Origin of the sequence: Nocardiopsis sp. FR4, from assembly GCF_009830945.1 — a bacterium.
Taxonomy (GTDB): Bacteria; Actinomycetota; Actinomycetes; order Streptosporangiales; family Streptosporangiaceae; genus Nocardiopsis.
Map to the genome: position 1 here is coordinate 1 of NZ_ML776456.1, position 24,123 is coordinate 24,123.

General features: G+C 74.2%; 28 protein-coding genes. 11 read left to right on the forward strand and 17 right to left on the reverse strand.

The window, feature by feature from the left end; genetic code table 11:
• The 9 genes from FYW95_RS03630 to FYW95_RS03670 form a co-directional block, all read left to right on the forward strand.
• Positions 1–144: biotin/lipoyl-containing protein (locus FYW95_RS03630; RefSeq protein WP_159943636.1), on the forward strand; the 144-nt coding region annotated here is incomplete at its 5' end.
• Positions 145–962: 818 nt separating this feature from the next.
• On the forward strand, positions 963–2,210 hold the full coding sequence (locus FYW95_RS03635) for a beta-ketoacyl-[acyl-carrier-protein] synthase family protein (RefSeq protein ID WP_160049992.1): 1,248 nt from the start codon (positions 963–965) through the stop codon (positions 2,208–2,210).
• 9 nt (positions 2,211–2,219) lie between these two features.
• Entirely contained in the window at positions 2,220–3,431 is a 1,212-nt protein-coding gene (locus tag FYW95_RS03640) for a beta-ketoacyl synthase N-terminal-like domain-containing protein (protein ID WP_159943633.1), read from the forward strand.
• Between the two features lie 123 nt (positions 3,432–3,554).
• On the forward strand, positions 3,555–3,812 hold the full coding sequence (locus FYW95_RS03645; RefSeq protein ID WP_159943631.1) for an acyl carrier protein: 258 nt from the start codon (positions 3,555–3,557) through the stop codon (positions 3,810–3,812).
• A gap of 5 nt (positions 3,813–3,817) precedes the next feature.
• A complete protein-coding gene (locus tag FYW95_RS03650) occupies positions 3,818–4,285 on the forward strand; it encodes an SRPBCC family protein (RefSeq protein WP_159943630.1) in 468 nt (155 codons plus the stop codon).
• Positions 4,286–4,575: 290 nt separating this feature from the next.
• The gene (locus FYW95_RS03655) at positions 4,576–5,052 is read left to right on the forward strand and encodes a hypothetical protein (RefSeq protein WP_236572053.1); all 477 of its coding nucleotides are present in this window, start codon (positions 4,576–4,578) and stop codon (positions 5,050–5,052) included.
• Positions 5,053–5,172: 120 nt separating this feature from the next.
• Positions 5,173–5,820, forward strand: a complete 648-nt coding sequence (locus tag FYW95_RS03660; RefSeq protein WP_159943628.1) for a DUF305 domain-containing protein — start codon at positions 5,173–5,175, stop codon at positions 5,818–5,820.
• On the forward strand, positions 5,810–6,751 hold the full coding sequence (locus FYW95_RS03665) for a F510_1955 family glycosylhydrolase (protein ID WP_236567892.1): 942 nt from the start codon (positions 5,810–5,812) through the stop codon (positions 6,749–6,751). Before FYW95_RS03660 ends, FYW95_RS03665 begins: the two co-directional genes overlap by 11 nt.
• Before the next feature lie 151 nt (positions 6,752–6,902).
• Positions 6,903–7,307 carry a four-helix bundle copper-binding protein gene (locus FYW95_RS03670; RefSeq protein WP_159943626.1) on the forward strand — a complete coding sequence of 135 codons (405 nt, stop codon included), beginning with the start codon at positions 6,903–6,905 and terminating at the stop codon, positions 7,305–7,307.
• 49 nt (positions 7,308–7,356) lie between these two features.
• Here the strand turns inward: FYW95_RS03670 and FYW95_RS03675 are convergent, their stop codons facing one another.
• Positions 7,357–8,349 carry a hypothetical protein gene (locus FYW95_RS03675; RefSeq protein ID WP_159943625.1) on the reverse strand — a complete coding sequence of 331 codons (993 nt, stop codon included), beginning with the start codon at positions 8,347–8,349 and terminating at the stop codon, positions 7,357–7,359.
• A 421-nt stretch (positions 8,350–8,770) separates the two neighbouring features.
• Between FYW95_RS03675 and FYW95_RS03680 the strand changes: the two genes are divergently transcribed.
• Complete coding sequence (locus FYW95_RS03680) at positions 8,771–9,319, forward strand: GNAT family N-acetyltransferase (RefSeq protein ID WP_159943624.1); 549 nt, start codon at positions 8,771–8,773, stop codon at positions 9,317–9,319.
• Between the two features lie 78 nt (positions 9,320–9,397).
• Positions 9,398–9,889 (forward strand): FBP domain-containing protein, encoded by a 492-nt coding sequence (locus FYW95_RS03685; RefSeq protein WP_159943623.1) that lies wholly within the window; start codon positions 9,398–9,400, stop codon positions 9,887–9,889.
• Positions 9,890–9,969: 80 nt separating this feature from the next.
• Here the strand turns inward: FYW95_RS03685 and FYW95_RS03690 are convergent, their stop codons facing one another.
• The 16 genes from FYW95_RS03690 to FYW95_RS03765 all read right to left on the reverse strand — a co-directional run bounded on the left by FYW95_RS03690 (position 9,970) and on the right by FYW95_RS03765 (position 23,992).
• Entirely contained in the window at positions 9,970–10,164 is a 195-nt protein-coding gene (locus tag FYW95_RS03690) for a DUF1918 domain-containing protein (RefSeq protein WP_159943622.1), read from the reverse strand.
• A gap of 106 nt (positions 10,165–10,270) precedes the next feature.
• Positions 10,271–11,617, reverse strand: a complete 1,347-nt coding sequence (gene accC / locus FYW95_RS03695) for an acetyl-CoA carboxylase biotin carboxylase subunit (protein WP_159943621.1) — start codon at positions 11,615–11,617, stop codon at positions 10,271–10,273.
• 2 nt (positions 11,618–11,619) lie between these two features.
• Positions 11,620–12,192, reverse strand: a complete 573-nt coding sequence (locus FYW95_RS27975; protein WP_201294662.1) for an acetyl-CoA carboxylase biotin carboxyl carrier protein — start codon at positions 12,190–12,192, stop codon at positions 11,620–11,622.
• Entirely contained in the window at positions 12,189–13,874 is a 1,686-nt protein-coding gene (locus FYW95_RS03705) for an acetyl-CoA carboxylase carboxyltransferase subunit alpha (protein WP_159943620.1), read from the reverse strand. The genes FYW95_RS27975 and FYW95_RS03705 overlap by 4 nt, the downstream gene beginning before the upstream one ends.
• A gap of 132 nt (positions 13,875–14,006) precedes the next feature.
• Complete coding sequence (locus FYW95_RS03710; protein WP_159943619.1) at positions 14,007–14,729, reverse strand: 2-hydroxychromene-2-carboxylate isomerase; 723 nt, start codon at positions 14,727–14,729, stop codon at positions 14,007–14,009.
• Positions 14,726–15,874, reverse strand: a complete 1,149-nt coding sequence (locus tag FYW95_RS03715; RefSeq protein WP_159943618.1) for a beta-ketoacyl synthase N-terminal-like domain-containing protein — start codon at positions 15,872–15,874, stop codon at positions 14,726–14,728. Before FYW95_RS03715 ends, FYW95_RS03710 begins: the two co-directional genes overlap by 4 nt.
• Positions 15,871–17,076 (reverse strand): beta-ketoacyl-[acyl-carrier-protein] synthase family protein, encoded by a 1,206-nt coding sequence (locus FYW95_RS03720; RefSeq protein ID WP_159943617.1) that lies wholly within the window; start codon positions 17,074–17,076, stop codon positions 15,871–15,873. The genes FYW95_RS03715 and FYW95_RS03720 overlap by 4 nt, the downstream gene beginning before the upstream one ends.
• Positions 17,076–17,333 (reverse strand): acyl carrier protein, encoded by a 258-nt coding sequence (locus FYW95_RS03725; protein ID WP_159943616.1) that lies wholly within the window; start codon positions 17,331–17,333, stop codon positions 17,076–17,078. Before FYW95_RS03725 ends, FYW95_RS03720 begins: the two co-directional genes overlap by 1 nt.
• A gap of 74 nt (positions 17,334–17,407) precedes the next feature.
• Positions 17,408–18,148, reverse strand: coding sequence for a 3-oxoacyl-[acyl-carrier-protein] reductase (gene fabG, locus FYW95_RS03730; protein WP_159943615.1), 741 nt, complete (start codon positions 18,146–18,148; stop codon positions 17,408–17,410).
• A 109-nt stretch (positions 18,149–18,257) separates the two neighbouring features.
• Positions 18,258–19,724: an MFS transporter gene (locus tag FYW95_RS03735; protein ID WP_160049994.1), complete on the reverse strand. Its 1,467-nt coding sequence runs from the start codon at positions 19,722–19,724 to the stop codon at positions 18,258–18,260.
• The gene (locus FYW95_RS03740; RefSeq protein ID WP_159943613.1) at positions 19,721–20,533 is read right to left on the reverse strand and encodes a thioesterase II family protein; all 813 of its coding nucleotides are present in this window, start codon (positions 20,531–20,533) and stop codon (positions 19,721–19,723) included. The genes FYW95_RS03735 and FYW95_RS03740 overlap by 4 nt, the downstream gene beginning before the upstream one ends.
• The gene (locus tag FYW95_RS03745; protein ID WP_159943612.1) at positions 20,530–20,970 is read right to left on the reverse strand and encodes a MaoC/PaaZ C-terminal domain-containing protein; all 441 of its coding nucleotides are present in this window, start codon (positions 20,968–20,970) and stop codon (positions 20,530–20,532) included. The genes FYW95_RS03740 and FYW95_RS03745 overlap by 4 nt, the downstream gene beginning before the upstream one ends.
• Complete coding sequence (locus FYW95_RS03750; RefSeq protein ID WP_159943611.1) at positions 20,967–21,371, reverse strand: FAS1-like dehydratase domain-containing protein; 405 nt, start codon at positions 21,369–21,371, stop codon at positions 20,967–20,969. The genes FYW95_RS03745 and FYW95_RS03750 overlap by 4 nt, the downstream gene beginning before the upstream one ends.
• The gene (locus FYW95_RS27545) at positions 21,368–22,510 is read right to left on the reverse strand and encodes a beta-ketoacyl synthase N-terminal-like domain-containing protein (RefSeq protein ID WP_201294664.1); all 1,143 of its coding nucleotides are present in this window, start codon (positions 22,508–22,510) and stop codon (positions 21,368–21,370) included. The genes FYW95_RS03750 and FYW95_RS27545 overlap by 4 nt, the downstream gene beginning before the upstream one ends.
• The gene (locus FYW95_RS03760) at positions 22,507–23,724 is read right to left on the reverse strand and encodes a beta-ketoacyl-[acyl-carrier-protein] synthase family protein (protein WP_159943610.1); all 1,218 of its coding nucleotides are present in this window, start codon (positions 23,722–23,724) and stop codon (positions 22,507–22,509) included. Before FYW95_RS03760 ends, FYW95_RS27545 begins: the two co-directional genes overlap by 4 nt.
• Positions 23,717–23,992 carry an acyl carrier protein gene (locus FYW95_RS03765; RefSeq protein ID WP_201294666.1) on the reverse strand — a complete coding sequence of 92 codons (276 nt, stop codon included), beginning with the start codon at positions 23,990–23,992 and terminating at the stop codon, positions 23,717–23,719. The genes FYW95_RS03760 and FYW95_RS03765 overlap by 8 nt, the downstream gene beginning before the upstream one ends.
• Positions 23,993–24,123: the final 131 nt, after the last annotated feature.

Genomic DNA, 24,123 nt, shown 5'->3' on the forward strand with positions numbered 1-24,123 from the left:
GTCGTGATCGAGGCGATGAAGATGGAGCAGCCGCTGAACGCGCACAAGGCCGGGACGGTGACCGGGCTGAAGATCGCCGCGGGCGAGACCGTGGGCAACGGCGCGGTGGTCTGCGAGATCAAGGACGTGCCAGCACCGGGGTGACCCGTTCCGGCACCTGGCCCGTGGTGGAAGGCACGGGTCGGGTGCCGGCCGGGGACGGGGTCCGATGCGCCGACGGAGCAAGCCCCGGCCCGCGTGGTGCGAGCCCAGGAGTCCGCGCCTCTCGCAGTACCTCAGGGACCGGCGGTCGGCGCCAACTGAGGGGTGCGCCCGCCGGCCCCGCGGCTCCCACGACGAACAGCGGCGCGGACGTAGAGGTAGCGGTGGAACACCAGCCCGCCGTCCGCGGCGGGAGGGCGCCGGGGACACAGCGCGGGACCCCGGGGGCCAAGTCCGGGAGTCCGACGGCCGCGACCGTACCCGCTCCGGCGATGAGGGGGAAGGTGGCGCGCCACCCCGTCGCTCCACCCGGCCGGGCACCGGTCGGTACCCCGGTGACCAACGCGGCCGTCATGCCCGCCGTGGCGGTGCACCGGGGAAATCTCTCCAGGGCCACGGTCCGAGGCCGGGGTGGCCGTGGCGAACAGGGCCGCGAAGAGGAGGAGAAGCCAGGGCGGCGTCGTGCGGTTCACGTGATTTCCTCGGGGGAACGGCGGTTCCGGGTCGGTGTGACGGTAGGTGGTGACACCGGTGTCAGGTGCACGTTCCGCGGGCGCGGGGCGCGGAAGCTGGGGGCCAAGTGCACCGCGGCGGGCGATTCCATCGTGGGGTTGTTAGCTTTACGTGATACACACGCTACCGAGCGTGAGGCCGCGTCGCGTTCAACTCATCCCTTGGAGCACACCTAGGAAGAACCCCATGACCCTGCCCTGCCCTACCGTCGCGACTACCGCCACAGCAGCAGTGGCCGGGGAGGCATCGTGAGACGTGAGGCCGTCGTCACCGGTGTCGGAGTGGTGGCCCCCGGAGCGGTCGGAGCGGCCGCGTTCTGGGAGATGCTCACCGCCGGACGCACCGCCACCCGCCACATCACCCTTTTCGACGCCACCGGATTCCGCTCCCGAATCGCCGCCGAGATCGACTTCGACCCCGCCGCGCACGGGTTGGACGACGAGCGCATGGACAGGTACGTGCAGTTCGCCGCCGTCGCCGCGACCGAGGCGCTGGCCGACGCCGAACCTCCCCTGGAGGAGATCTCCCCCTGGCGCTTGGGCGTCAGCATGGGGACGGCCGTGGGGGGCACCACGCGCCTGGAGAAGGACTACGTGGCGATGAGCCGGGGCGGAGCCGACTGGGTGGTCGACCGCTCGGCCGCCTCGCCGCACCTGTACCGGGCTCTGACGCCCAGCGTCCTGTCCGGGGAGATCGCCGAACTGGTCGGCGCGCGCGGTCCGGTGCGGACGGTCTCCACCGGGTGCACCTCGGGACTGGACGCGGTCGGTTACGCCGCCCAGGCCATTGAGGACGACCTCGCGGACGTGGTCGTCGCGGGCGCCGCCGAGTCCCCGATCTCGCCCATCGCCATGGCCTGCTTCGACGCCATCAAGGCCACCACGGACCGCAACGACGATCCCGCGCACGCGTCCCGGCCCTTCGACCGCGACCGCAACGGCTTCGTCATGGGGGAGGGGGCGGCGGTCCTGGTGCTGGAGGAGGCGGGCGCCGCCCGCCGCCGGGGCGCGCGGATCCGCTGCCGGGTCGCGGGCTTCGCCAACCACGGCAACGCCTACCACATGACCGGCCTGCGCCGCGAGGGCACCGAGATGGCCCGGGCCATCACGACCGCGCTGGACCAGGCGCGGCGCCCGGCCTCGGCGGTGGACTACGTCAACGCCCACGGGTCGGGCACCGTGCAGAACGACCGGCACGAGACCGACGCCGTCAAGCGCGCCCTGGGCGACCACGCGCGGCGGGTGCCCATGTCCTCGATCAAGTCGTCCGTGGGGCACTCCCTGGGGGCCATCGGCTCGATCGAGCTGGCCGCCTGCGTGATGGCCATGGACACCGGGGTCGTACCGCCGACCGCGAACCTGAGCACACCCGACCCCGAGTGCGACCTGGACTACGTGCCGGTGACCGCGCGCGAGCATCGCACGGACGTGGTGCTCTCCGTGGGCAGCGGCTTCGGCGGGTTCCAGTCGGCTGTCGTCCTGGACCGGGGAGAGTGAGGAACGGCCATGGCCATGGTGATCACGGGACTCGGCACGGTCTCACCCGCGGGGGTGGGCACCGAGGACTACTGGACCGCGCTGTGTGAGGGACGCACCCTCATCGCGCCGATCCCCGACTTCGACACGAGCGGCTTCCACGTGCGCCTGGGCGGCAAGGTCCCCGGGTTCGACCCGAACGCGCACCTGGAGGGCCGCTACGTCGTCCAGACCGACGCGTTCACCTGGTTCGCGATGACCGCCGCCGACGAGGCCCTGCGGGACTCGGGCGCGGCCGCCGACGGCGACCCCTACGCGACCGGCGTCCTCATCTGCAGCTGCGCGGGGGGCGTCGAGTTCGGGCAGCGCGAGATCGCGGCCCTGTGGGCCAGCGGTCCGGGTTATGTGGGCCCGTACCAGTCCATCGCCTGGTTCTACGCCGCGAGCACCGGCCAGGTGTCGATCCGCAACGGCCTCAAGGGCATGTGCGGGGTGCTGGTCACCGACGAGCCGGGGATGCTCGACGCCCTCGGACAGAGCGAGCGGGCCCTGCGGCGCGGAACCTCCGCGATGCTGGTCGGCGGGAGCGAGGCACCGATCGGGTCGCCGTTCTCCCTGGCCTGCCAGGAGGGGGCCGGCCTGCTCAGCGGGGACGACGACCCCCGTTCGGCCTACGTGCCCTTCACCGAGCGGGCCCACGGCTACGTCCCCGCCGAGGGGGCGGCCGTCGCGGTCGTGGAGGAGGAGGCCGCCGCGCGGGCGCGGGGGGCCCGGGTCCGGGCCGTCGTCGCGGGCCAGGCCAGCACTTTCGGAGGGGTCGGCGCGTTCGACCCGGGCGGTGCCGGACTCCTGCACGCGGCACGGCAGGCCATGGAGCGCGCGGGTGTCGGACCGGAGGACGTGGACGTGGTCTTCGCCGACGCCGTGGGCGTGCCCAAGGCCGACGCCGACGAGGCCGCGGTGCTGCGGCAGCTGTTCCCCCGGGGGGTCGCGGTCACCGCGCCCAAGACCGGGTTCGGCCGCGCCTACGCCGGGGCCGGGGCGCTGGACGTGGCCGCCGCCGTGCTGAGCCTGGAACACCAGCTCGTGCCGCCCACACCCCACGTCGACGACGCGCTCCTCGGCCTGGACCTGGTCGTCCGTGTCCCGCGGGCCGCCCGCCTGCGCACCGCGCTCGTCCTGTCGCGCGGCCTGGGCGGGACCAACTCCGCCGTCGTCCTCACCCTGCCTGAGCACTCCTGACCGTCCCCGCTCCGGCCGCCGCCCCCGGGGCGGTGGTTCCACAGCCGCGGGCGCACGAGCGCGCGCCCGGCACCAGAGCCCTGTTCCGAGCACGTACGAGAGCACGACCATTCGAGGAGATCCATGCCCGACAGCCATATCGCGATCGAGGAGTTGGTGGAACTCATGTCCACCCGCGCCGGGATCAGAACCGACGCCGCCACGGCGGCCGCGAGCACCTTCGAGGACCTGGGGGTCGACTCCCTCGGTGTCATGGGCATCGTGGCGGAGCTGGAGCGCCGCGTCGGCCGCAAGCTCGGCGCGGAGGCCGAGGCGGCGCCCTCCCCGAGCGCACTGGTGACCGTCGTCAACGAGGGCGGCCCCGCCGCCGAAAGGGTGTGAACCGCATGGGACACATGGAGCACAGCGTCGTCATCGACGCCCCCTACGAGCTGGTCTGGGAGCGGACCAACGACGTGGCCTCCTGGCCGGAGCTGTTCAGCCGGCACTCCTCGGTGGAGATCCTGCACCAGGAGGGGAACACCACGCGCTTCCGGGTGGTCAAGCAGGACGACCAGGGCCGTGTGTGGAGCTGGGTGTCCGAGCGCACCGTGGACCCGGCGGAGGGCAAGGCGTGGTCCCACCGGGGCCAGCTGGAGGGCTTCGAGTACGTGAAGATCCACTGGGACTTCGAGGCGGTGCCGGAGGGCACCCGCCTGACCTGGAGCCACCACTTCGTCCTCAAGCCGGACGCGCCCTTCACCGAGGAGCAGGTGGTCGCCAAGTACCAGCGCGACCTGCCGATCGAGATGGAGGAGATCAAGAACAAGATCGAGGAGATCGCCCGGGAGCAGATGGAGGAGGCCATCGGCTGAGCGCGCCGGGGTCGACCCGTCGTGGTCGGCCCCGACCCGGGGGCGGGACGGTCAGGGACGCCCGGCCTCCCCTCCCCCGGGGCAGTGGCCCGAGAGGGTGACGCGCAGGCGCAGGCACAGGCCCCACACGCGGCGGAGGGCATGGTGCCTTTATACCCCCTGGGAGTAGTGTTGAGGGGCCCGTCGGCCCGCCTTCTCCGGCCGGTGAACGCCGGGGGCGATCCTCGGCGTCCTACGGGAGGCCCCTGGTCATCCCGTGCGACCCGGGGTCTAGGCTGGTGACCGTGAGCATGGTGACACGTGAGCGCGCGGTGCGCCCCGGCCCGGCCTGGGTGCGCTTGTTGCTGCTGGTGTCGCTGCTGTTCGGTGTGGCCGCCATGCACACGTTGGGCCATCCCGCCACGGGCGCGCACGAGAGCGCGCCCGCCGATCCGGTGTCCTCCTTCGTCCTCTCCGTGGCCGCCTCCGCCCAGACCGACCCGAGAACGCACCACGGGTCGCTCTCCCCGGTGCACGCCGTCCCGCTGGCCGCCGTGGACGCGGGTCCGGCCGCCTCCATCGACCCCCACGGTCCGGCCACGGACGCCACCTCGGTGTGCCTGGCGATCGTCGGTATGGCCACCGCCCTGCTCGGGCTCACCGCGGCGGTCCTCCTTCCCTGGCCCGGCCTCCGGCCCCGGCCGCCCGCGTTCCCGCGGCGGTCGGTGACGCGGGTCGCGACGCCCTCGCCCCCCTCCCTGGCGCAACTGCAGGTGCTGAGGGTGTAGAGGCCCTCCCGGGCACACGCGTGGCCGCGGTGCGTCCCGCGGTGTCCGGACCCGCTCCCCGTTCACCACGCCGTGGCGCCACGCGCCATGCGCGGACAACGCCATGAGGAAGTACCGAGGATGACCGTTTACACCCGTACGCGCGCGTTCCCACTGGTCCCGGCCGCCCTGGCCGCGGCCCTTCTGCTCAGCTCCTGCGGGACGGAGGGGGAGGAGACCCCCGCCGCCGCGCCCACGGAGCAGCAGACCGCCGAGGGGCAGGAGGCCGCCGAGTTCAACGACGCCGACATCATGTTCGCCCAGATGATGATCCCTCACCACGAGCAGGCCGTGGAGATGTCCAGGCTCGCTCCGGAGCGGGCGGGCGGCGAGGTCGGGGACCTCGCCGCCGGGATCGAGGCCGCGCAGGCACCCGAGATCGAACAGCTCAGGCAGATGCTGGCCGCCTGGGGTGAGGAGCCCGAGGTCGGGATGGGCCACGAGGACACGGCCGGGATGATGTCCGAGGAGCGGATGGCCCAACTCGAACAGGCCGAGGGCGGGGAGTTCGACACGCCGTTCCTGGAGATGATGATCGACCACCACGAGGGCGCCGTCGCGATGGCCCGGGACGAGCTGGACAACGGTGTCAGCCCCGAGGCCGTCGAGCTCGCCCGGAACGTCGTCGACACCCAGGAGGCCGAGATCGAGCGGATGCGCGAACTGCTCGGCGAGGACGCCGGGGACGACGACGGGACGGACGGAAAGCGGGACCACGATGACCACTGAGCACCTCTCCCCGCGGCCGCGTCCCGCGCCGACGCCTCGGGGCGGCGGGCGCCCCGGTCGCGCCCGCACGGGAGCCGTCCTGCTCTGCGCGGCGGCGGCCCTGGCCCTGGTCACCGGTTGCGGGGCCGGCGGCGCGGACGGCTCCCACGGTTCCCGAACCCCGGCGGCGGACGGCGTCGTCCTGCCCGCGGAGGCCGCCCACGTCCACGGCGTGGCGGCCGACCCCGGGACCGGCGAGGTCCTCGTGGCCACCCACGACGGCCTGTTCCGCCTCCCCGCCCCCGAGGAGGGGACGGGAGAGGGCGCCGAACCGGAGAAGGTGGGCCCGACGATCGACCTGATGGGCTTCTCCGTCACCGACACCGGCCGCCTGCTGGCCAGCGGCCACCCCGGCCCCGGCACCGACCTGCCCAACCCGGTCGGACTGATCGAGTCCCTCGACGGCGGGGCGAGCTGGAGCCCGCTCTCCCGGGAGGGCGAGTCGGACTTCCACTCCCTGGCGGTCGGAGGGGAACGGGTGGTCGGCTTCGACGGCCGCCTGCTCGCCACCGAGAACGGCACGGACTGGGAGGAACTGGACCCGTCCGTCGAGCCGCTCTCCCTGGCGGTCTCCGACGACGGAGCCACCGTGGTCGCCACGACCGGGCAGGGGCTGCGGCGCTCGACCGACGGCGGAGCCAGCTTCGCCCCCGTGGCGGACGCCCCGCCGCTGGTGCTGGTGGCCTGGGCGGCCGGGACCGACTCCCTCTACGGCCTGACCTCGGGCGGGGAGGTGCACCGCAGTGAGGACGCGGGGGTGGCCTGGGCGCGGACCGGTGCGGTCGGGGGCGAGCCGCAGGCCCTGCACGCCGACGCCGACCAGCTGGTCGTGGTCGCCGACCACCGCGTCAGCCGCTCCACCGACGCGGGCGCCACCTTCCGCGGGTGGTGAGGCGGTCCTTCCACGCGGGGTCGCACCCGGCGGGTGCGACCCCGTCCCCCCGTGTGTTTGGTTCCGTCCCCGGTGGTTAGGGGGAGTGCGCGGCGGTGGCCGCCACCGGTCGCCCCCGCGTCCGTACGTCGACGACGAAGGGGAGAGAACCATGAGTGTGGCGGGGCAGATGCTGGAGACCTATCCCATGGACCTGGGCGGTGTGGACCGCGACAAGATGCGGGCCTGCATCGAGGCGTGCTTCGAGTGCGCGCAGGCCTGTACCGCGTGCGCGGACGCCTGTCTGAGCGAGGACATGGTCGCGGAGCTGGTCAAGTGCGTGCGCACCAACCTCGACTGCGCCGACCAGTGCGAGGCGACCGGGCGGGTGCTCTCGCGGCACACGGGCTACGACGCCAACATGACCCGGGCCGTGCTGGAGGCCTGCGCGCAGACCTGCAAGACCTGCGCCGACGAGTGCGGCGCGCACGCCTCCCAGCACGAGCACTGCCGGGTGTGCGCCGAGGCGTGCCGGCGCTGTGAGCAGGCCTGCCGGGAGCTGATCGACTCGCTGTGACGCCGCCCCCGGAGGAGACGCGCGCGCCCCCTCCGGGGCCCGCCACCGTTCAGTGGGAGTGGTCGGCCTCCCCCTCGGCCCCGCCGCCGTCCCCGTCCCCGTCCCCGGACCCGGCCTCGTTCCCGCGCTCGGCTCCGGCGTCCGCGCCGACGCTCACGGTGAACTCCGCGGTGCGCACCCTCCCCTCGTGCCGGAAGTCCAGGAAGAGCCGGTAGTCGCCCGGGGAGGGCGCCTCGGCCTGGAACACGATCCGCGGCCCGGGCTCGGCCGCGCCGTCGCCCGGCCGCTCCCCGGGGTGGACGTGCAGGTAGGCCAGGTCGCCCTCGCGCAGGGCCACGAGGTGGCCGTAGGCGTCGAGGTGGGGCTCCAGGTCGGTGACCGGTTCCCCGTCCCTGCTGACGGTGAACGCCAGTTCACCCGTGCTTCCGGGCACCAGCTCGCCGTCGAGTTCGACGGTGTACCCGCCGGTCTCCGTGCCGGGCGCGGGCGTGGGCAGCGGGCTCGGCGCGTACTCCCCGGCCACGGCGAGGTCGGTGCCGAGGGTGAGCCCCCGGCCGAGGTCCTCGGGCACGAAGTCGGCGAAGACGCGGTAGGCGCCGGGGCCGTCCAGTTCCACCGGGAGGCTCCAGGTGCCGCCGTCGTCCGTCTCCGGGTGCAGGTGCTGGTAGCCGGTCATGTCGCGGCCGACGAGGATCAGGTGCATCCGCTCGCCGTGGGACTCCGCGAACGCGGTGACGGGGTCGCCATCGGCACCGAGCACGCGGAAGGACAGCTCCGCCTCCGTGCCCGGTTCGGCGGGGGCTCCGAGCAGGTCGAGGGTGTAGCCGTCCTGGGAGACCTGCAACCCGCCGGGGATCCCCCCTCCGGTGGAGGGGGCCTCCGCGCCGGGGGACCCGTCCGCCTCCGCCGAGGGGTCGGCGGCGGTGACGGCGGTGACGGCCGTGGGCAGCAGGGGGCCGACCAGGGTGCCCGCCCCCAGCGCGCCGCCGAAGGCCACCGCGAGCCCCAGTCCGTAGAGCCCGAGCTTGCCGGGAACGTTCATCGTCAGCCCTTCGTCTCGTGTCCGGCCCGGAGCGGTCGCGGGGAGGGCCGGTGGATGGTCCGCGGACGCGGTCGGCGGGGACCCGTGCCGTCCGGCGTCCTGAGAATACCCTACCCCAGGAGGGTATAAGGGAGGCGTCGGTCACCGGGGCCGGAGGCCCGCATGCCCGCGAGGGGAGGCCGCGGCCGCGGGCCGCCCGGCGAGAACCCGGTCCGCGCCGGCACCTCCGCCTGACCGCCGTCCGCCTTCCCGCGCGCGTCCGTTCCGGGGACCGGCCCCCGGTCGGGGTACCGTACCCGCGGGACCCCTCCGCGCGAGGAACACCGCCCCGGGGGTCCGTGCCCCGTTCCGGGCGCCGGACCGGACCCGGAACCGTCCCGGCCGCCGCCCCGAGCCCCCGACCGTCCGGAGCCCCCGTGACATGATCCGTTTCCCCCGTCCTCCCGACCCTCCCGGCACGCGTGTCACGGAGAGGCTGATCCTGAGGCCGATCGGCCCCGAGTACGCCGACGTCCTGTGGCGCCTGCACCGCGACCCCGGCATCGCGCGGTGGTACGGCGGCAGGTGGACCCGGGGGGAGGCGTGGCAGAGCGCCGTGCACATGCGGCGCGCCTGGACCGAGGAGGGCGTGCACAAGTGGCTCGCCCACGACCGGCGGTCCGGTGAGCTGGTGGGGCGCGGCGGGCTGTCCTACGCGGAGGTGGACGGCGCCCGGCGCCTGGAGGTCGGCTGGGCGGTCCGGGAGCGCTTCTGGGGGCTCGGCTACGCCAGCGAGATCGGACGCGCCGGGCTGGACCTGGCCTTCGACGGGCTCGGCGCCGAGGAGGTGGCCTCCTTCACCGAGACCCACAACCTCCGCTCGCGCGCGGTCATGGAACGGCTCGGCTTCCGCTACGCGCGCCGGATCCGCCATCGGGGGGAGCCCTTCGCGCTCTACCTGCTGGCCCGGGCCGACCGGCCGACGGTATGAGTCCGACAGCGCACCGCCGAGCGGTCCGCGCACGTTAATGCGTTGCCCTCCTGGTCAACCGCCGCTAGCGTCCCCTCCATGAGAGCTGTGACCGAAAAGGAGATCCGCGCGTCGTTCGTCAACTGCTCGCGGGGGGAGGCCAAGCGGCTCTCCCTGCCGCGGGACCTGGACCAGCGCCCGTGGGAGGACCTGGACTTCCTCGGCTGGCGCGACCACACCGCGCAGGAGCGCGCCTACCTCGTCGTCGAACGCGGGGACGGACTCGTGGGCGTCGCGCTGCGCCTGACCACCGCCCGCGTCGGGCTGCGCCGGAACATGTGCTCGGTGTGCCTGACCACCCACCCCGGGCGGGGCGTGGCCCTGATGGCCGCGCCCAAGGCGCGCGGGAAGGGGCGCGACGAGGGCACGGTGGGGCTGTACCTGTGCGCGGACTTCGCGTGCTCGCTGTACATCCGGGGGAAGAAGGAGCCCGAACCCGGCGGCCGGTTCGCGGAGGCGCTGACCATGGAGGAACAGATCAGCCGCGCCTCGGCCAACCTGGGCGGGTTCCTGGACCGGGTGTCGGCCTGACGCGCGGCCGCCCGGAGCCTTTCCCGGGCCGCCCACCCCCGGGGAGGCGCCGATCCGCGACGCCTCCGCCGGCCACGCCGTCAGTCCACCGGGTGCCTGGGCTCCACCACCGTGTTCGGCCCCGGGTAGATGAGCCGCTCCCGCCCGTCCGGGAACCGCACCACGTACGGCGGGCCGCCGTCGGGTCCCCGCACCTCCACGATCTCCGCGGTGTGGCTGCCCTGGTCGCTGGTGACCCCGTGCGTGTGCACGTAGTCGCCGATGGACGCTCGCATGTTCTCCCCCGATCCGGCCGGCCGTGCGCGCCGGCCACGAACGTGGTCTACCCGTGCCGCCGACCAGGTGAAACGGGTGTGCCCCGGCGGTTCCTGGGCGCGGGCCTCACACGGTGTGGCGGGTGAGGAAGTCCGTGGTGGCGGCTCCCGCCCGGAACTCCCCGTGGTCGACCAGCCTCCGGTGGAACCCCAGCGTGGTCCGTGTCCCCGGCCCCTCGATCCGGAACTCCTCCAGGGCCCGCCGCAGCCGGTTCAGGGCCGCGTCGCGGTCCTCGCCCCACACGATGACCTTGGCGATCATCGAGTCGTAGTAGGGCGGCACCGTGCTGCCCGGTACGCAGTGCGTGTCCACCCGTACCCAGGGTCCCCCCGGCGGCTCGAACCGGTCCAGCCTGCCTGGGGCGGGCGCGAAGTCGCGCTCGGGGTCCTCGGCGTTGATCCGGCACTCGATCGCGTGCCCGCGCAACCGCACCTGCTCGCCGGAGAACGACAGGGGGGCGCCCGCCGCCACCCGGATCTGCTCGGCCACCAGGTCGATCTGCGTCACCATCTCGGTCACCGGGTGCTCCACCTGGATGCGCGTGTTCATCTCCATGAACCAGTGGCGGCCCTCGGGGTCCAGCAGGAACTCCATCGTTCCCACGCCCCGGTACCCCACCGCCTCGCAGGCGCGCACGGCGTCCTTGCCGATGCGCTCGCGCAGGTCGGCGCCGACCACCGGGGAGGGCGACTCCTCCACCAGCTTCTGGTTGCGCCGCTGCACCGAGCAGTCGCGCTCGCCGAGGTGGACGGTGTTGCCGTGGTCGTCGGCCACCACCTGGACCTCGATGTGCCGTGCTCCCTCCAGGTACCGTTCCAGGTACACCGACGGGTCGCGGAAGAGCGCCTGCGCGTTGGCGCGGGTGGTGCGCAGCGCCCGGGGCAGGTCGGCGGGGTCCCGGACGACGGTGATGCCGCGGCCGCCGCCGCCCGCGACCGCCTTGAGGACGACCGGGTAGCCGATCCGGTCGGCGACCTCGGCGGCCTCCTCGGCGGAGACGACGGGTTCGACCGTGCCGGGCAGCAGCGGCAGTCCCACCTCGGCCATGATCCGCCGGGCGCTGGACTTGTCGCCGAGCGCCGCCATCACGTCGGGCGGCGGGCCGATGAAGGCCAGGCCCTCCTCCGCGCAGATCCGCGCGAAGTCGGGGTCCTCCGACAGGAACCCGTAGCCGGGGTGGACGGCGTCGGCACCGGTCATGAGGGCCGCGCCGATGATGTTGGGGATGTTGAGGTAGCTCCGGCCGGGGGCCTCGGGCCCGATGCACACCGCCTCGTCGGCGGCGCGTACGGCGGCGGAGTCGGCGTCGGCCCGGGAGTACACCGCGACCGAGCGCACCCCCAGCTCACGGCAGGCGCGCACCACGCGCAGGGCGATCTCGCCCCGGTTGGCGACCAGGATCTTCTCGAACACGGTCACTCCTCACCCAGCTCGAAGAGCACGGCGTCGAACTCGACCATCGCGGCGTCCTCGGCCACGACGCGGGTCACCACGCCGTCCCGGTCGGCCACGATCGGGTTCATGAGCTTCATCGCCTCGACGATGGCGAGCTGCTGTCCCTCCGACACCCGGTCGCCCACGGCGACGAACGGCGCCGCGCCGGGCTCGGGGGCCAGGTAGACGGTGCCCACCAGCGGTGCACGCACGGTGTGCGCGGGGGCGGCGCCCGCGGTGTCCCCGTCGGGAGCGGCGGGAACGGCGGGAACAGCCGGTGCCCCCGGCGCCGCGGCCGCGACGGTGCCCACCGTCGGCGCGGGCACCGCCGGGGCCTCCTCGGGCGAGCTCCAGTCGACCTCCACCACGTTGGCCCCGGCGCGCAGGCTCACCCTGCGCACGGGGCGTCCCATGCCCGCGATCAGGCGCTCGGCCTCCTCCCGCAGCTCGCCGAGGGACAACTGCGGGTGCGGGAGCGCCGGGTCGGGCGGCAGCATCGAAGTGAACGTGTGGCCGTTGCTGGCGGTGCTGTTGTGGTCGGTGGCCGATGTCATCGCGTTTCCTCCGTGGGGCTTCCGAAACGTGCGAAACGTGCGTGTCGCTGGGCGAGGAGCTCCTCGGGCCCGCTGCGTCCGAGGTCGCTGAGAGCGGCGCGCAGGGCGGAGCCCACGGCGTCGGCGGCGGCCACCCGGTCGGTGTGGGCGCCTCCGGCCGGTTCGGGGACGACGCCGTCCACGATGCCGAGCCGCAGCAGTTCGGGGGCGCTGATCCGCAGCTGCTCGGCGGCGCGCGCGGACTCGGCGGCGGAGCCGAACAGGATGGTGGAGCAGCCCTCGGGGCTGATCACCGAGTAGAAGGCGTTCTCCAGGGCCAGGACCCGGTTGCCGACCCCGAGGGCGAGGGCGCCCCCGCTGCCGCCCTCGCCGGTCACGACGGTCACCGTGGGCACCGTCAGCCTCGACATCCGCAGGATGCACTCGGCGATGGCCGCGCCCTGGCCCCGCTCCTCCGCCTCGACGCCGGGGTAGGCGCCGGGGGTGTCCACGAAGGCCACCACGGGCATCCGGTGCCGCTCGGCGTGCTCCATCAGCCGGCGGGCCTTGTGGTAGCCGGAGGGCTGGGGCATACCGAAGTTGCGCCGGACGAGTTCGGCGGTGTCGTGTCCCTTCTGGTGGCCGAGGACCACGACCGGGCGGCCGTCCAGGGAGGCCACCCCCGCGACGACGGCCGGGTCGTCGCCGCTGACCCGGTCGCCGTGCAGCTCCACGAAGTCCTCGAACACCAGGCCGCAGTAGTCCAGGGTGGTGGGCCGCCCGATGTCGCGGGCCAGCGCCACGATCTCCGCCGGGGAGCGCTCCGCCTCCCCGGTGCTCAGAGGCGCCCCGGCGCCCCCGTCGGCGCCCGGCGCGGCACCGTTTCCCGCCGAGCGGTCGGTGTGCAGTGCCAGGATCCGGGTCAGTGTCGGGCGCAGCTCGTGGCGGGGGACCACCAGGTCCAGCAGACCGTTGTCCCGCAGGAACTCGGCGGTCTGGAACCCCGGGGGGAGCTCCTGGCGGATGGTCTGCCGGATCACCTGGGGGCCCGCGAAGCCCACCCGGGCCCCGGGCTCGGCGATCACCACGTCACCCAGCACGGAGAAGGAGGCCGTGGCACCGCCGTAGGTGGGGTCGGTGTTGACGTTGACGCTCAGGACGCCGTGCTCGCGCAGCCGCCCCAGCTCCTGCGCGGTCTTGGCCAGCTGCATCAGGGACAGGGTGCCCTCCTGCATCCGGGCGCCGCCGGAGGCGGACACCAGAACCAGCGGGGTGCGGGTGTCGACCGCGTGGCGGGCGGCGCGGGCGATCAGCTCACCGGTGGTGCCGCCCACGCTGCCGCCCATGAAGGCGAAGTCCAGGCAGGCCGTCACCACGGGGAACCCGCCGATCGTCCCGGTGCCCCACACGGCGGCCTCCCCGCGGCCGGTGGCCGCCCGCGCGGAGGCGAGTCGTTCCGGGTAGGGCTTGCGGTCGGTGAAGCCCAGCGGGTCGCCCGCCGTCAGCCCGGTGTCGCGCGGCTCGAAGCCGCCCTCGTCCAGCAGGGACGCCAGCCGCTCGGTGACGCCCAGCCGCAGGTGGTGCGAGCACTCCGGGCACACACCCAGGTCGCGGTGCAGTCTGGGCAGGTACAGGTAGCAGCCGCACCCGGGGCACAGGGCCCAGCGGGTCTCCTCGTCGGGTGCCGTCTGTGTGGTGGTCAAGGCCGGTCCTTTCCGTCTCGGTTCCGCCGCGGGTGGGCGTCTGGTGTGATGGGAGGGGACCCGCTCCCGGTGGTCCCGCCCCTGGTGGCGCCGTCGGCGGTCGGGGGCGCCGCTGGGAGCAGGACCACCGCGCTAGCCGCAGCCGCCCGCCGTGTCCGTGTCCAGCCCGGGCAGGGGGGAGGCAGGGGAACCGTCCGCCCCCACGGGCACCCGGGCCAGCGAGGGCCGGGCCTCCTCCTCGGCCCGCTCCAGCCCGAGCGCGTCGGTGAACGCCTCCAGCCGGTCCAGCCCCCAGAAGCGGTGGCGGCCCACCCGGAAGTACGGCACCCCGAACACGTCGTCCTGGTACAGGTCGTGCAGCGCCCGCAGCCCCTCCTCGCGCAGGTCGGGGTCGCTGGCCGCCGCCGCTGCCGTCGCGCCGTCCAGCCCCACCGAGGCGGCCAGGTCCCGGACCACCGCGGGGTCGCAGACGTTCTCGCCGCGCTCCCAGCGCGCCTCGGTGACCGCCCGGTAGAACTCCCGGGCCCGGCCCTCGCGGCGCGCGTGGAGCCACGCCAGGTGCGGGACCTCCCACCACGGGTCCACGTCCACGGGCCAGGACATCGTGTACCCGAACGAGGCCGCCAGGCGCTTGGTGTCGTAGAGGATGTACAGGTGCTTGGCCTTGCTCATCGGCGTGTAGAGGAACTCGCCGCCCCCGGCCCGCAGCCGCCCGAGCAGGTCCTCGTCCGGCTCCCAGAAGGGGCGGTACTCGACCTGGTCCACCGCCTCGGGGTACAGCTCCTCCAGCCTGCGCAGCGCCATCCACGAGAAGGGGCTGCGGAACGCGAAGTACAGTCTCGGCGGCTTCCTCACGGCGAACCCTCCCCCGCCGGCGCGGTCGTCGCGGTCGGTCCGGGCATGTGGCGGCCCCGCACGACCGCCGCTCCGGCGGCGCCGTCCGCGGAGACCGAGGTCAGCACGGACACCCGTCCGTGCAGGCCGGGGTCGGAGCGGTAGCGGGCGAGCAGGGCGGCCAGCTGGAAGGGGCCGGAGGCGCTGTTGCACTCGCCGACCAGCGGCTTGACCCGCACCCGGACGGGACCCCCGCCCAGTGCGGCGCGCACGCCCTCGTCCTCGGCGGTGTCGATCCCGGCGATCCCGTGCTCGCCGGTGGCGACACCCCACACCCCGTCGGCGTCCACACCCGCCAGGCGCAGGGCCCGGGTGACGGCCGACTCCAGGGTGCGCGCGGTGTCCTCGGGCGCGCCGGAGCCGAACGCCGAGGCGAGTACCTCCGCCTCCGGCAGGCGCCCCTGGGCGCGCACCCGCTCGGCGTCCTCCACCACGAACACCGCCGAACCCTCTCCCAGCGGCACGTCGTACCCGTGGGTCAGCGCCCGGTGGCCCCACGCCATGTGGGGACTGAACTCCTCGACCGCGCCCGCCAGCAGCACGTCCGAGTGGCCCCCGGCGATGAGGTGCGCCCCGTAGCGCAGTACGTTGAGCCCGGACATCTGGCCGCCCGCGACGGTGGCGTTCACCCCGCGCAGCCCGTGCCAGATGGCGCTGCGCCCGGCGGGGCAGTTGATCGTCGCGCTGGGGAACATGACCGGGTTGACCAGGTAGGGCCGCTCCTGCACGAGCGTGTCCCGGCTGAACTCGCTGGTGGTGCGGACGCTGCCCGCCGTCGTGCCCAGCACGACGCCCACCCGGCCGTCGGCCGCCACGTCGGCGTCGGTGGCCTCCAGGGCCAGCTTGGTCGCCACCAGCGCCAGAGCGGTGCTGCGGTCCAGGTGGCGGGTCCCCTTGCGTCCCAGGTGGTCGCTGGCCCGGAAACCGGGGATGGCGTGCGCCCGGTCGGAGGGCAGCGGGGCGTCGAACATCCCGCTGACGTCCGCGCCGCCGCCGCGCCCCTCGCGCACCGCCTCGGTGAACCCGTCCGCTCCCGTCCCGATCGGCGAGACCGCCGACCAGCCGGTGATCGCCAGGGTCGGGACCCCGGCCCGTGTGCCGTTCATGAGACCTTCCCGAAGACGGTGATGGCGTTGTTGCCGCCGAACGCGAACCCGTTGTTCTGCACGATCCGCACCCGGGCCGGCCGGGCCTCGTTGGGCACCGGGTCGATCCCGCCCAGGGCCGGGTCGTGGTTGGCGAAGTTGGTGGTGGGCGGCAGGAACCCGTCGCGCATGCCGATCAGCGACGCGATGGCGCCGAAGGCGCTGGAGGCGCCCATGGTGTGTCCGAGCATCGACTTGACCGAGCTGATCGGCGGCGGGTTCCCGCCGAACACGTCCAGGACCGCGGTGGCCTCCGCCAGGTCGTTGGCGGGGGTCCCCGTGCCGTGGGCGCAGATGTAGTCCACGTCGTCCGGCGTGATCCCGGCGTTGGCGTGCGCGCGGCGCATGCACTCGGCGATCCCCTCCGGGTGGGGGGAGACCATGTGGTCGGCGTCGCAGTTGAGTCCGTAACCCAGGACCTCGGCGTAGACGCGCGCTCCGCGGGCCCGCGCCCCCTCCAGGGTCTCCAGTACGAGCGCCGCACCGCCCTCGGCGGTGATGATGCCCGAGCGGTCGCGGTCGAAGGGCGAGCTGACGTGCTTGGCGACCGCGCCCAGCCGGTAGAACCCGGCGTGCGCCCAGCGCAGCACCGAGTCGGCGCCGCCCGCCACCATGTAGTCGGCGGCTCCCGAACGCACCAGGTCGTAGGCGTACCCGATGGCGTAGTTGCCCGCCGAGCAGGCCGTGGCCAGGGTCATGGCCTCGCCGGTCAGCCCCAGCTCCCGGTTGACCGCGTAGGCCAGCCGGGAGGCCGGGACCTGGCGGGGCAGGTGGGGGCTGAGGCTCTCCCAGCCCCCGGCCACCTCCTCCTCGGTGAGCCGCTCGATGATCTGCGACTCGCCGCTGGTGGTGCCCATGACCGACCCGGCCTCGGCGCGCGCCAGCTCGGCCGGGTCCAGCCCGGCGTCGGCGACCGCGAGCCGTGCGGCGGCCGCCGCGAACAGGCTGGAGCGTCCCCACTCGGCGGGATCGAGCCGCTCCACCAGCTCCTTCGGCGCGAAGTCGCGCACCTCGCCCGCGTTGGCGTGCGGGAAGCCGGAGGCGTCGAAGGAGGTGATGGGGGAGACGCCGGACCGACCGGCGCGCACGGAGGCGCCGAAGTCGGCGACCCCCGTTCCCACGTTGGACACGGGCCCCAGGCCCGTCACGACGACCCGGCGCATCAGGCGCTCGCCCCCTTGTACTGGGAGACGACGCGGTGGACGCCCTCCAGGCTGCCCATGTTGGGCAGCTCCGACTGCGGGACGGCCACGCGCAGGTTCTTCTCGATACGGGCCAGGACCTCGATGGCCTGGAGGGAGTCGGCCTCGTGCTCCTCGGCGAACAGGCCGGTCTCGGTGATCTCCTCGGGCTCGACCTCCAGGACGTCGGCGACGATCTCACGCAGTTCGTCGATCAGGGCGGTGTCTGTCTGGGACATGGGGTTCTCCTCGTGGTGTGTCCGCGGGTGCGGTGTCGGTGGAAGGGAGGGAAGGGGGCCCGGTGCGGGGCGGGTCAGATGACCACGCCGCCGTCCACCTGGACGATCTGTCCGGTGATGTAGGAGGCCCGGTCCGAGGCCAGGAACGACACCAGGTCGGCGACGTTCTCGGCGCTGCCCAGGCGGCGCAGGGGGACCTTGGCCAGGGCGCTCTCGCGCACCTTCTCGGGCAGGTCCCGCGTCATGTCGGTCTCGATGAATCCGGGGGCTACCACGTTCACGCGGATGCCGTACCGGGCGACCTCCTTGGCCATGGCCTTGGTCAGCCCGTTGATCCCGGCCTTGGCGGCGGAGTAGTTGCTCTGCCCGGCGTTGCCGTACACACCCATGACGGAGGAGATGTTGACGACGCAGCCCCGCCGGTTCTTGATGAAGTCGAAGACGGTGCTGCGGCAGAGGTTGAACGTCCCGGTCAGGTTGGTGTCGATCACCGCGCTCCAGTCGGCGCCGTCCATGGTCGCCACGGGCGAGTCGCGCAGGATGCCCGCCGAGTTGACCAGCAGCTCGGGATCGCCCAGCTCCGCCTTGGCCGCCGCCACGAACTCCTGCACGGCGTCCAGGTCGGAGACGTCGCAGGGGGCGCTGTAGCAGGAGGCGCCGGTCGCGCGGACCTTCCCCGCGGTACTGGCGGCGGCGTCTCCCGCTCGCTGGTAGCAGAAGGCGATGTCGTAGCCGTCCTGGGCCAGGCGCAGCGCGACGGCGCGTCCGATGCCCCGGGAGCCTCCGGTCACGATCGCCAGGGGTCTGTCCGTCATGTCTGGTCCTTCCGGTTCGGTGCTGCGGGGGAGGGGTGTGCCAGGGGGGAGGCCCCGTGGCGCCGGGCGCCCGGCCAAGAGGCGCCCGGCGGCCGCCGGGGCGGTTGGTTCACAGGGGACGTGAGGGATCGGCCTCGCGTGAGGGGGCCGTCGCGGGCGCGGGGGCACGCGGTGCCTCGTCGCTCCGGGCCCCGGGGGAGGGACGGCGGATGAACAGGGCGGCGGCGGCTCCGACCGCGGTGACCAGCGCACCCGCCAGGACGGCGGGCCGCATCGCCTCGACGAAGGCCGCGTCGGTCGGCGCCCCACCGGGGTGGAAGAGCACGAACACGGTGCTGATCGCGGCGATGCCCAGGGCCCCGCCGAACTCGCGGACGGTGTTGTTGACCCCGGAGGCGGTGCCGTGCCGGTCCTCGTCCACCGAGGCGATCACCACCGCCGGATTGGCGGCGAACACCACGCCCATGCCCACGCCCGCGACGACCAGCGCCGGGAGCATCGCCGTGTAGGGCAGGTCCGCGGTGGCGTACAGGGCCAGCCACCCCAGGGCGCCCGCCTGCATCGCGCAGCCCAGCGCCTGGAGCCGCCCCCCGCCCCACCGGTCGATGAGCAGGCCCACCACCGGGACGACCACCATGGGGGCCGCCGTCCAGGGCAGCGTCCGCAGGCCCGCCTCGAAGGGCGCGTATCCCAGGGGCCCCTGCATGTACTGGGCGAGCAGGAACACCGAGCCGAACACCCCGAAGTACATGGCCAGCGACACCACCAGGCTCAGGCCGAACGGTCCGTTCCGGAACATGTCGAGCGGAACCAGCGGTGCGGGCGTACGGCGCTGCCAGAGCAGGAAGGCGCACACCAGCACCGCCGCGCCCGCCAGCGCGCCCAGGGTGGCCGGGGACGACCACCCGGTCTCGGCCGCGTTCACCACCCCCCAGACCGCCGCCACCAGGCCGCCGGTGATCAGGACCGCCCCCGGGAGGTCGAACACGCCCGAGCCTCCCCGGCTCTCGCCGGCCAGCCACAGGACGGCGGGCAGGGCCGCCAGGCCCACCGGGACGTTGATCCAGAACACCCAGTTCCAGCCCAGCGTCTCGGTGACCACACCGCCCACCAGCGGGCCCATGGCGATGCCCAGTCCGTTGACGCCGCCCCACGCGCCCACGGCGGCGTTGCGGTGCTCGGGGCGGACGGCGGCCGCGGTCAGGGTCAGCGACAGCGGGAGGAGCGCGGCGGCGCCCGCGCCCTGGAGGACGCGCGCGGCCATCAGCTCCCCGAGGGAGGAGGACGTCGCGCACCAGGCCGAGGCCAGGGTGAACACCGCGACCGCGACGGCGAACACCCGGCGCCGACCGAAGCGGTCGCCCAGCGCGGAGGCGGCCATGAGCAGCCCGGCGAAGGCGAGCACGTAGGCGTTGACCACCCACTGCAGCTGCGACTGCCCGCCGCCGAACTCCGCGCGGATCTGGGGCAGGGCGTGGGTGACGATGAGGTTGTCGAGCGCGACCATGAACATCGGCACCGCGATGGCGACGACGGCCGCGACTCCTCCGCCCGCGCGTGCGCTGTCTCGTGTCATCGGAAGGTCCTCGGGGTCGTGGGGGCGGGGGACGGGGGCGCGGACCCGGTGACGGCCCGGGCGACCTCCTCGGTGATCGCCCTGATCACCGCGTCCCGCTCGGCCCTCAGGTAGAAGTGGCCGCCGGTGAAGGTGCGCACCCCCTGGAAACGCGGGGCCAGGGCGGACCAGCCCCGCACCCGCGCGGGGCCCGCGACCGGGTCGGAACCGCCGCAGAACACGGTCAGCGGCACCGGCTGCGGCGCGGGCGGACCCCCGGCCCGCCAGGCCCGCACCAGGGCCAGGTCCGCGCGCAGGCGCGGCTCGAACAGGGCCCACAGCTCCGCGTCGGCCAGGACCTCGTCGGGCACCCCGCTCAGCCCGCCCACGCGGGCGCGCAGCTCCGCGGAGGACAGCCGGTGGACGTCCTCGTCCACGGGCGCGCCGGGCTCCGGGTGGCCCGACACCCCCAGCCACGCCGGCCGGGCCGTGCCCGACTCCGCCAGCGTCCGCGCCAGCTCGTACCCGACCGCGGCGCCCATGCTGTGCCCGAACACCCCGAGGGGGACGTCGGCCAGCGGCGCCACCGCCCCGGCCAGACGGTCGACCCAGGGGGCCATCGCGGTCGCGAACGGCTCCCCCAGGAGCCTGCCCCGGCCGGGGGCCTCGACGGAGTACACGTCCCAGCCCTCGGGGAAACGGCGGCCCCAGCCCCGGAAGGCGGTGTGCGCGCCGCCCGCGTGGTGCAGTAGGAGCAGCCGGAACTCCGGGTCCTCGACCCGCCGGGTCCGGACCAGCGGGGTGGCGTGCGCGGTGCCCAGTGTGCTCATCGGTCCGTGACCACCACGGCTCGGGCGCGGGCCAGGACGCGCTCGCCGCCGCACACGGCGGTCAGCGCGACGCGGATCCGGGAGTCCTCCAGGACCGCGTCCACGCGTCCGGAGACCACCAGCTCCACGCCCTCGCCGGGCGGTACGACGACGGGGCGCGCGAACCGGGTCTCGTACTCGGCCACGTGCGCCGAGGGGCCGAACCACCCGTTGAGGGCGGTCGCCGCCAGCCCCATGGTGAGCATGCCGTGGGCGATGACCCCGGGCAGGCCGAGCGCCTCGGCGGCGCGCTCGTCGTAGTGGATGGGGTTGAAGTCGCCCGAGGCGCCCGCGTAGCGCACCAGGTCCGCGCGGGTCAGGGTGAAGCGCCGCTCGGGCAGCTCGTGGCCGGGCGCGGCCGCGCCCGGGGGGAGGGGGGAGACGGTGGAGGTGCTCATGGGGTTTCCGCCCAGGTGATCAGGGTGGTGGTCGCGGTGCACACGGCCTCGCCCGCGGTCGTTCGGATGTCGCTGCGCAGCGCCACGAGGTCGTTGGCCCCGAGCGTCTCCACCCGGGTGAGGCGGACCTCGGCGGTCAGCACGTCGCCGGGCCGCGCGGGCCGCACGTGGCGGAAGGACTGGTCGCGGTGGATGACCCGGGAGAAGTCGAACCCCAGCTCCGGATCGAGTACCGCCGCCTCCTGCGCCCGCATGGCGAGGACGATGGGGAAGGTCGGCGGGGCCTCGTCGCCCTCGGGGGCTCCCACGGCCTCGCGGAACTCGCGGATCTTCTCCCGGCCGACCTCGTAGGTGTCGCCGGACCGGTAGACCCGGCCGACGAGCGCGTCGTTGAGGCTCACGCGTCACCACCGCCCTCGCGCAGCACCAGCGCGCCCACGTTGCCGTCGTGGCCCACGGCGGTGACCAGGGCCAGGCGCCGCCGCCCGGACGGTTGGCCCCGCCACGCCGCCAGCAGGCCCGCGACCTGCATCGCGCCCGCCGCGCTGTAGCACTGGCCCACCGCGCGCGTCACGTCGCGCACCTCCGGGACACGGCCGAGCGCCATCGCGATCCCGCGCCGCTCGGCGCGCTCCAGCCCCACCAGGCCGGTGGAGCCGGGGGAGACCTCGGTGACCTCGTCGGCGGACACGCCGCTGCGGGCCAGCGCGCGCTCCACGTGCCTGGCGACGGCGCCCGCCCGGTTCCCGCGTGAGGCCGGGTGGAAGCCCACCTCCACGCCCAGGACCTCGGCGGCGATCCCGGCTCCCCCGGCGCGGGCGGCCTCGGATGTGGAGACCACGAACGCCGCGCCCCCCTCGCCGATGGCGGTGCCCCCGGCCAGGGTCCCGGAGGCGTGCCAGCCCCAGGCCAGCGGGGCGCTCAGCTCCTCCACGCCCCCGACCACCAGCCGGTCGGCCCTGCCCAGCCCCAGCACCATCCGCGCGTGCCGGAAGGAGTTCAGCCCCGAGCACTGGCCGGCGGCGAGGGTGACGTTGGCGCCGCGCAGACCGTTCCAGATGGCGATCTGGCCCGCGCAGCAGTTGAGGACGGTGTTGGGGAACCGGGAGGGGTTGACCAGGTAGGGGCGCTCCTGGAGCAGGGTGTCGCCCGCCAGGTCCACCAGGCTCTGGGTGCTGCCGGTGCTGGTGGTGACCACCACCCCGGTGCGGTCGGGGTCGCCCCCCTGCGGCGCCGCCTCCAGGGCGAACTTGGCCGACACCAGGCCGAACCCGGTGAGCCGGTCCAGGTTGCGGGTGCCCTTGCGGCCCACGTGGTCGCGCAGCCGGAAACCCTCCACCGAGCGCACGCCGACCTGCGGGTACTGGTCTGCGTCCTCGCCCACCGGTACCGCGTGTCCCCGCCCGCCCGAGGCGAGCGCCTCGCCCAGCGCGTCCAGTCCGAGTCCGGCCGCGGACACCACGCCCACGGAGGTGATCGCGAGCGGAACGGCGGCTGGGAGCCGCGTGGTCGCGTCCGGCTCCGTCGTCACGGCGGTCATTCGGGCCTCCCCAGGATGGTGATGACGTTGTTGCCGCCGAAGGCGAAACCGTGGTTCTGCACGATCCGCGGGCTGGCGTCGCGGCCGCGCCCGGGGACCACGTCCAAACCCGGACCCAGCTCGGGGTCCACCTCGGTGAGGTTGGCGGTGGGCGGCAGGAACCCGTCGTGCAGGGCCTTGCAGCACACCACCGCGCCGAACCCGCTGGCCGCGCCCATGGTGTGCCCGATCATCGACTTGATGGAGCTGATCGGCGGCACGCGCTCGCCGAACACCTCGCGCACCGCCTGTACCTCGGTGGCGTCGTTGGTGGGCGTGCCGGTGCCGTGCGCGCACACGTAGTCGACCTGTTCGGGGGTGATCCCGGCCGAGGCGTGGGCGTCGCGGATGCACGCGGCGATGCTCTCCGGGTCCGGGTGGACCATGTGCCTGGCGTCGCAGTTGACCCCGTAGCCCAGGACCTCGGCGTAGACGCGGGCGCCCCGCGCCACCGCCGCCTCCAGCGGCTCCAGGAGCAGGGACACCCCGCCCTCGCCCGTGATGATGCCCGCCCTGTCGCGGTCGAAGGGCCGGCACACGTCGGGGGCGAGCGCTCCCAGCGCGTGGAACCCGGCGTGCGTGAAGCGGTTCACCGCGTCCGCGCCGCCCGCGAACATCAGGTCCGCCTCACCAGTGCGCACCAGGTCGTAGGCGTGGCCCAGGGCGTAGTTGCTGGCCGAGCACGCGGTCGGGATGGTCTGGGTGTCCCCGCCCAGGGCCAGCTCGGTGCTGACCGCGGCCGAGATCTGGCTGGCCGGGGCCTGGGCGACCACGCGGGGCGAGAACTCCTTCATCCGGCCCGAGACCCACTGCTCCCCGAGGACCGAGGAGACCGTGGCCTCACCGCTGGTCGTGCCCATGATCACTCCGGACCGCCCGCGCGAGACCTCCTCGGGGTCCAGCCCCGAGTCCTCCAGGGCGAGCCGTGAGGCGGCGGCCGCCAACTGGCCGCTGCGCCCCCACCGGTCGGGGTCGGCTCGGCGCAGGATGTCGCGGGGCGCGAAGTCCCTCACCTCGCCCGCCATCCGGAAGGGGAAGCCGGAGGCGTCGAAGGAGGTGATCTCCGAGGTCCCGTTGCGGCCCTCCCGGATCGCCGAGGCGAACGCGTCGGCGCCGATGCCGACGCTGCTCACCGCGCCGAGCCCGGTGATGGCGACGCGTCTGGTCTCAGGCACGGGCCACCTCGCCGTGCTGGCGGACCGCCGCGGTGAGCCTCTCCAGGTCGAGCAGTTCGGGGAGCTCGGACTTGGGAATGACCACTCCCATTTCCTTCTCGATGCGCGCGACCACGGTGATCAGGGAGAGGGAGTCACCTTCGTAATCCTCCACGAAGTGGCCGTTCGGAGTCAGTTCGCCATCTTCGAGTTCGAGTTCCTGGCTGACGATCTCGCGAATCTTGCCGATATTCACCTCGGCGTCCGCGGCAGGCATCCCCTCGTTCACGGATCCCCCTTCCGGGTAGTCGGGCCCTCCGGTCGGGCCGCTGTTCCACCAGCTTGGGAGCGGGAGTGCGGGGTGCGCAACAGGATTGCTCCTTTGTACCTCCCCTCTTCATCGAAAGTGGTACCAGGCCA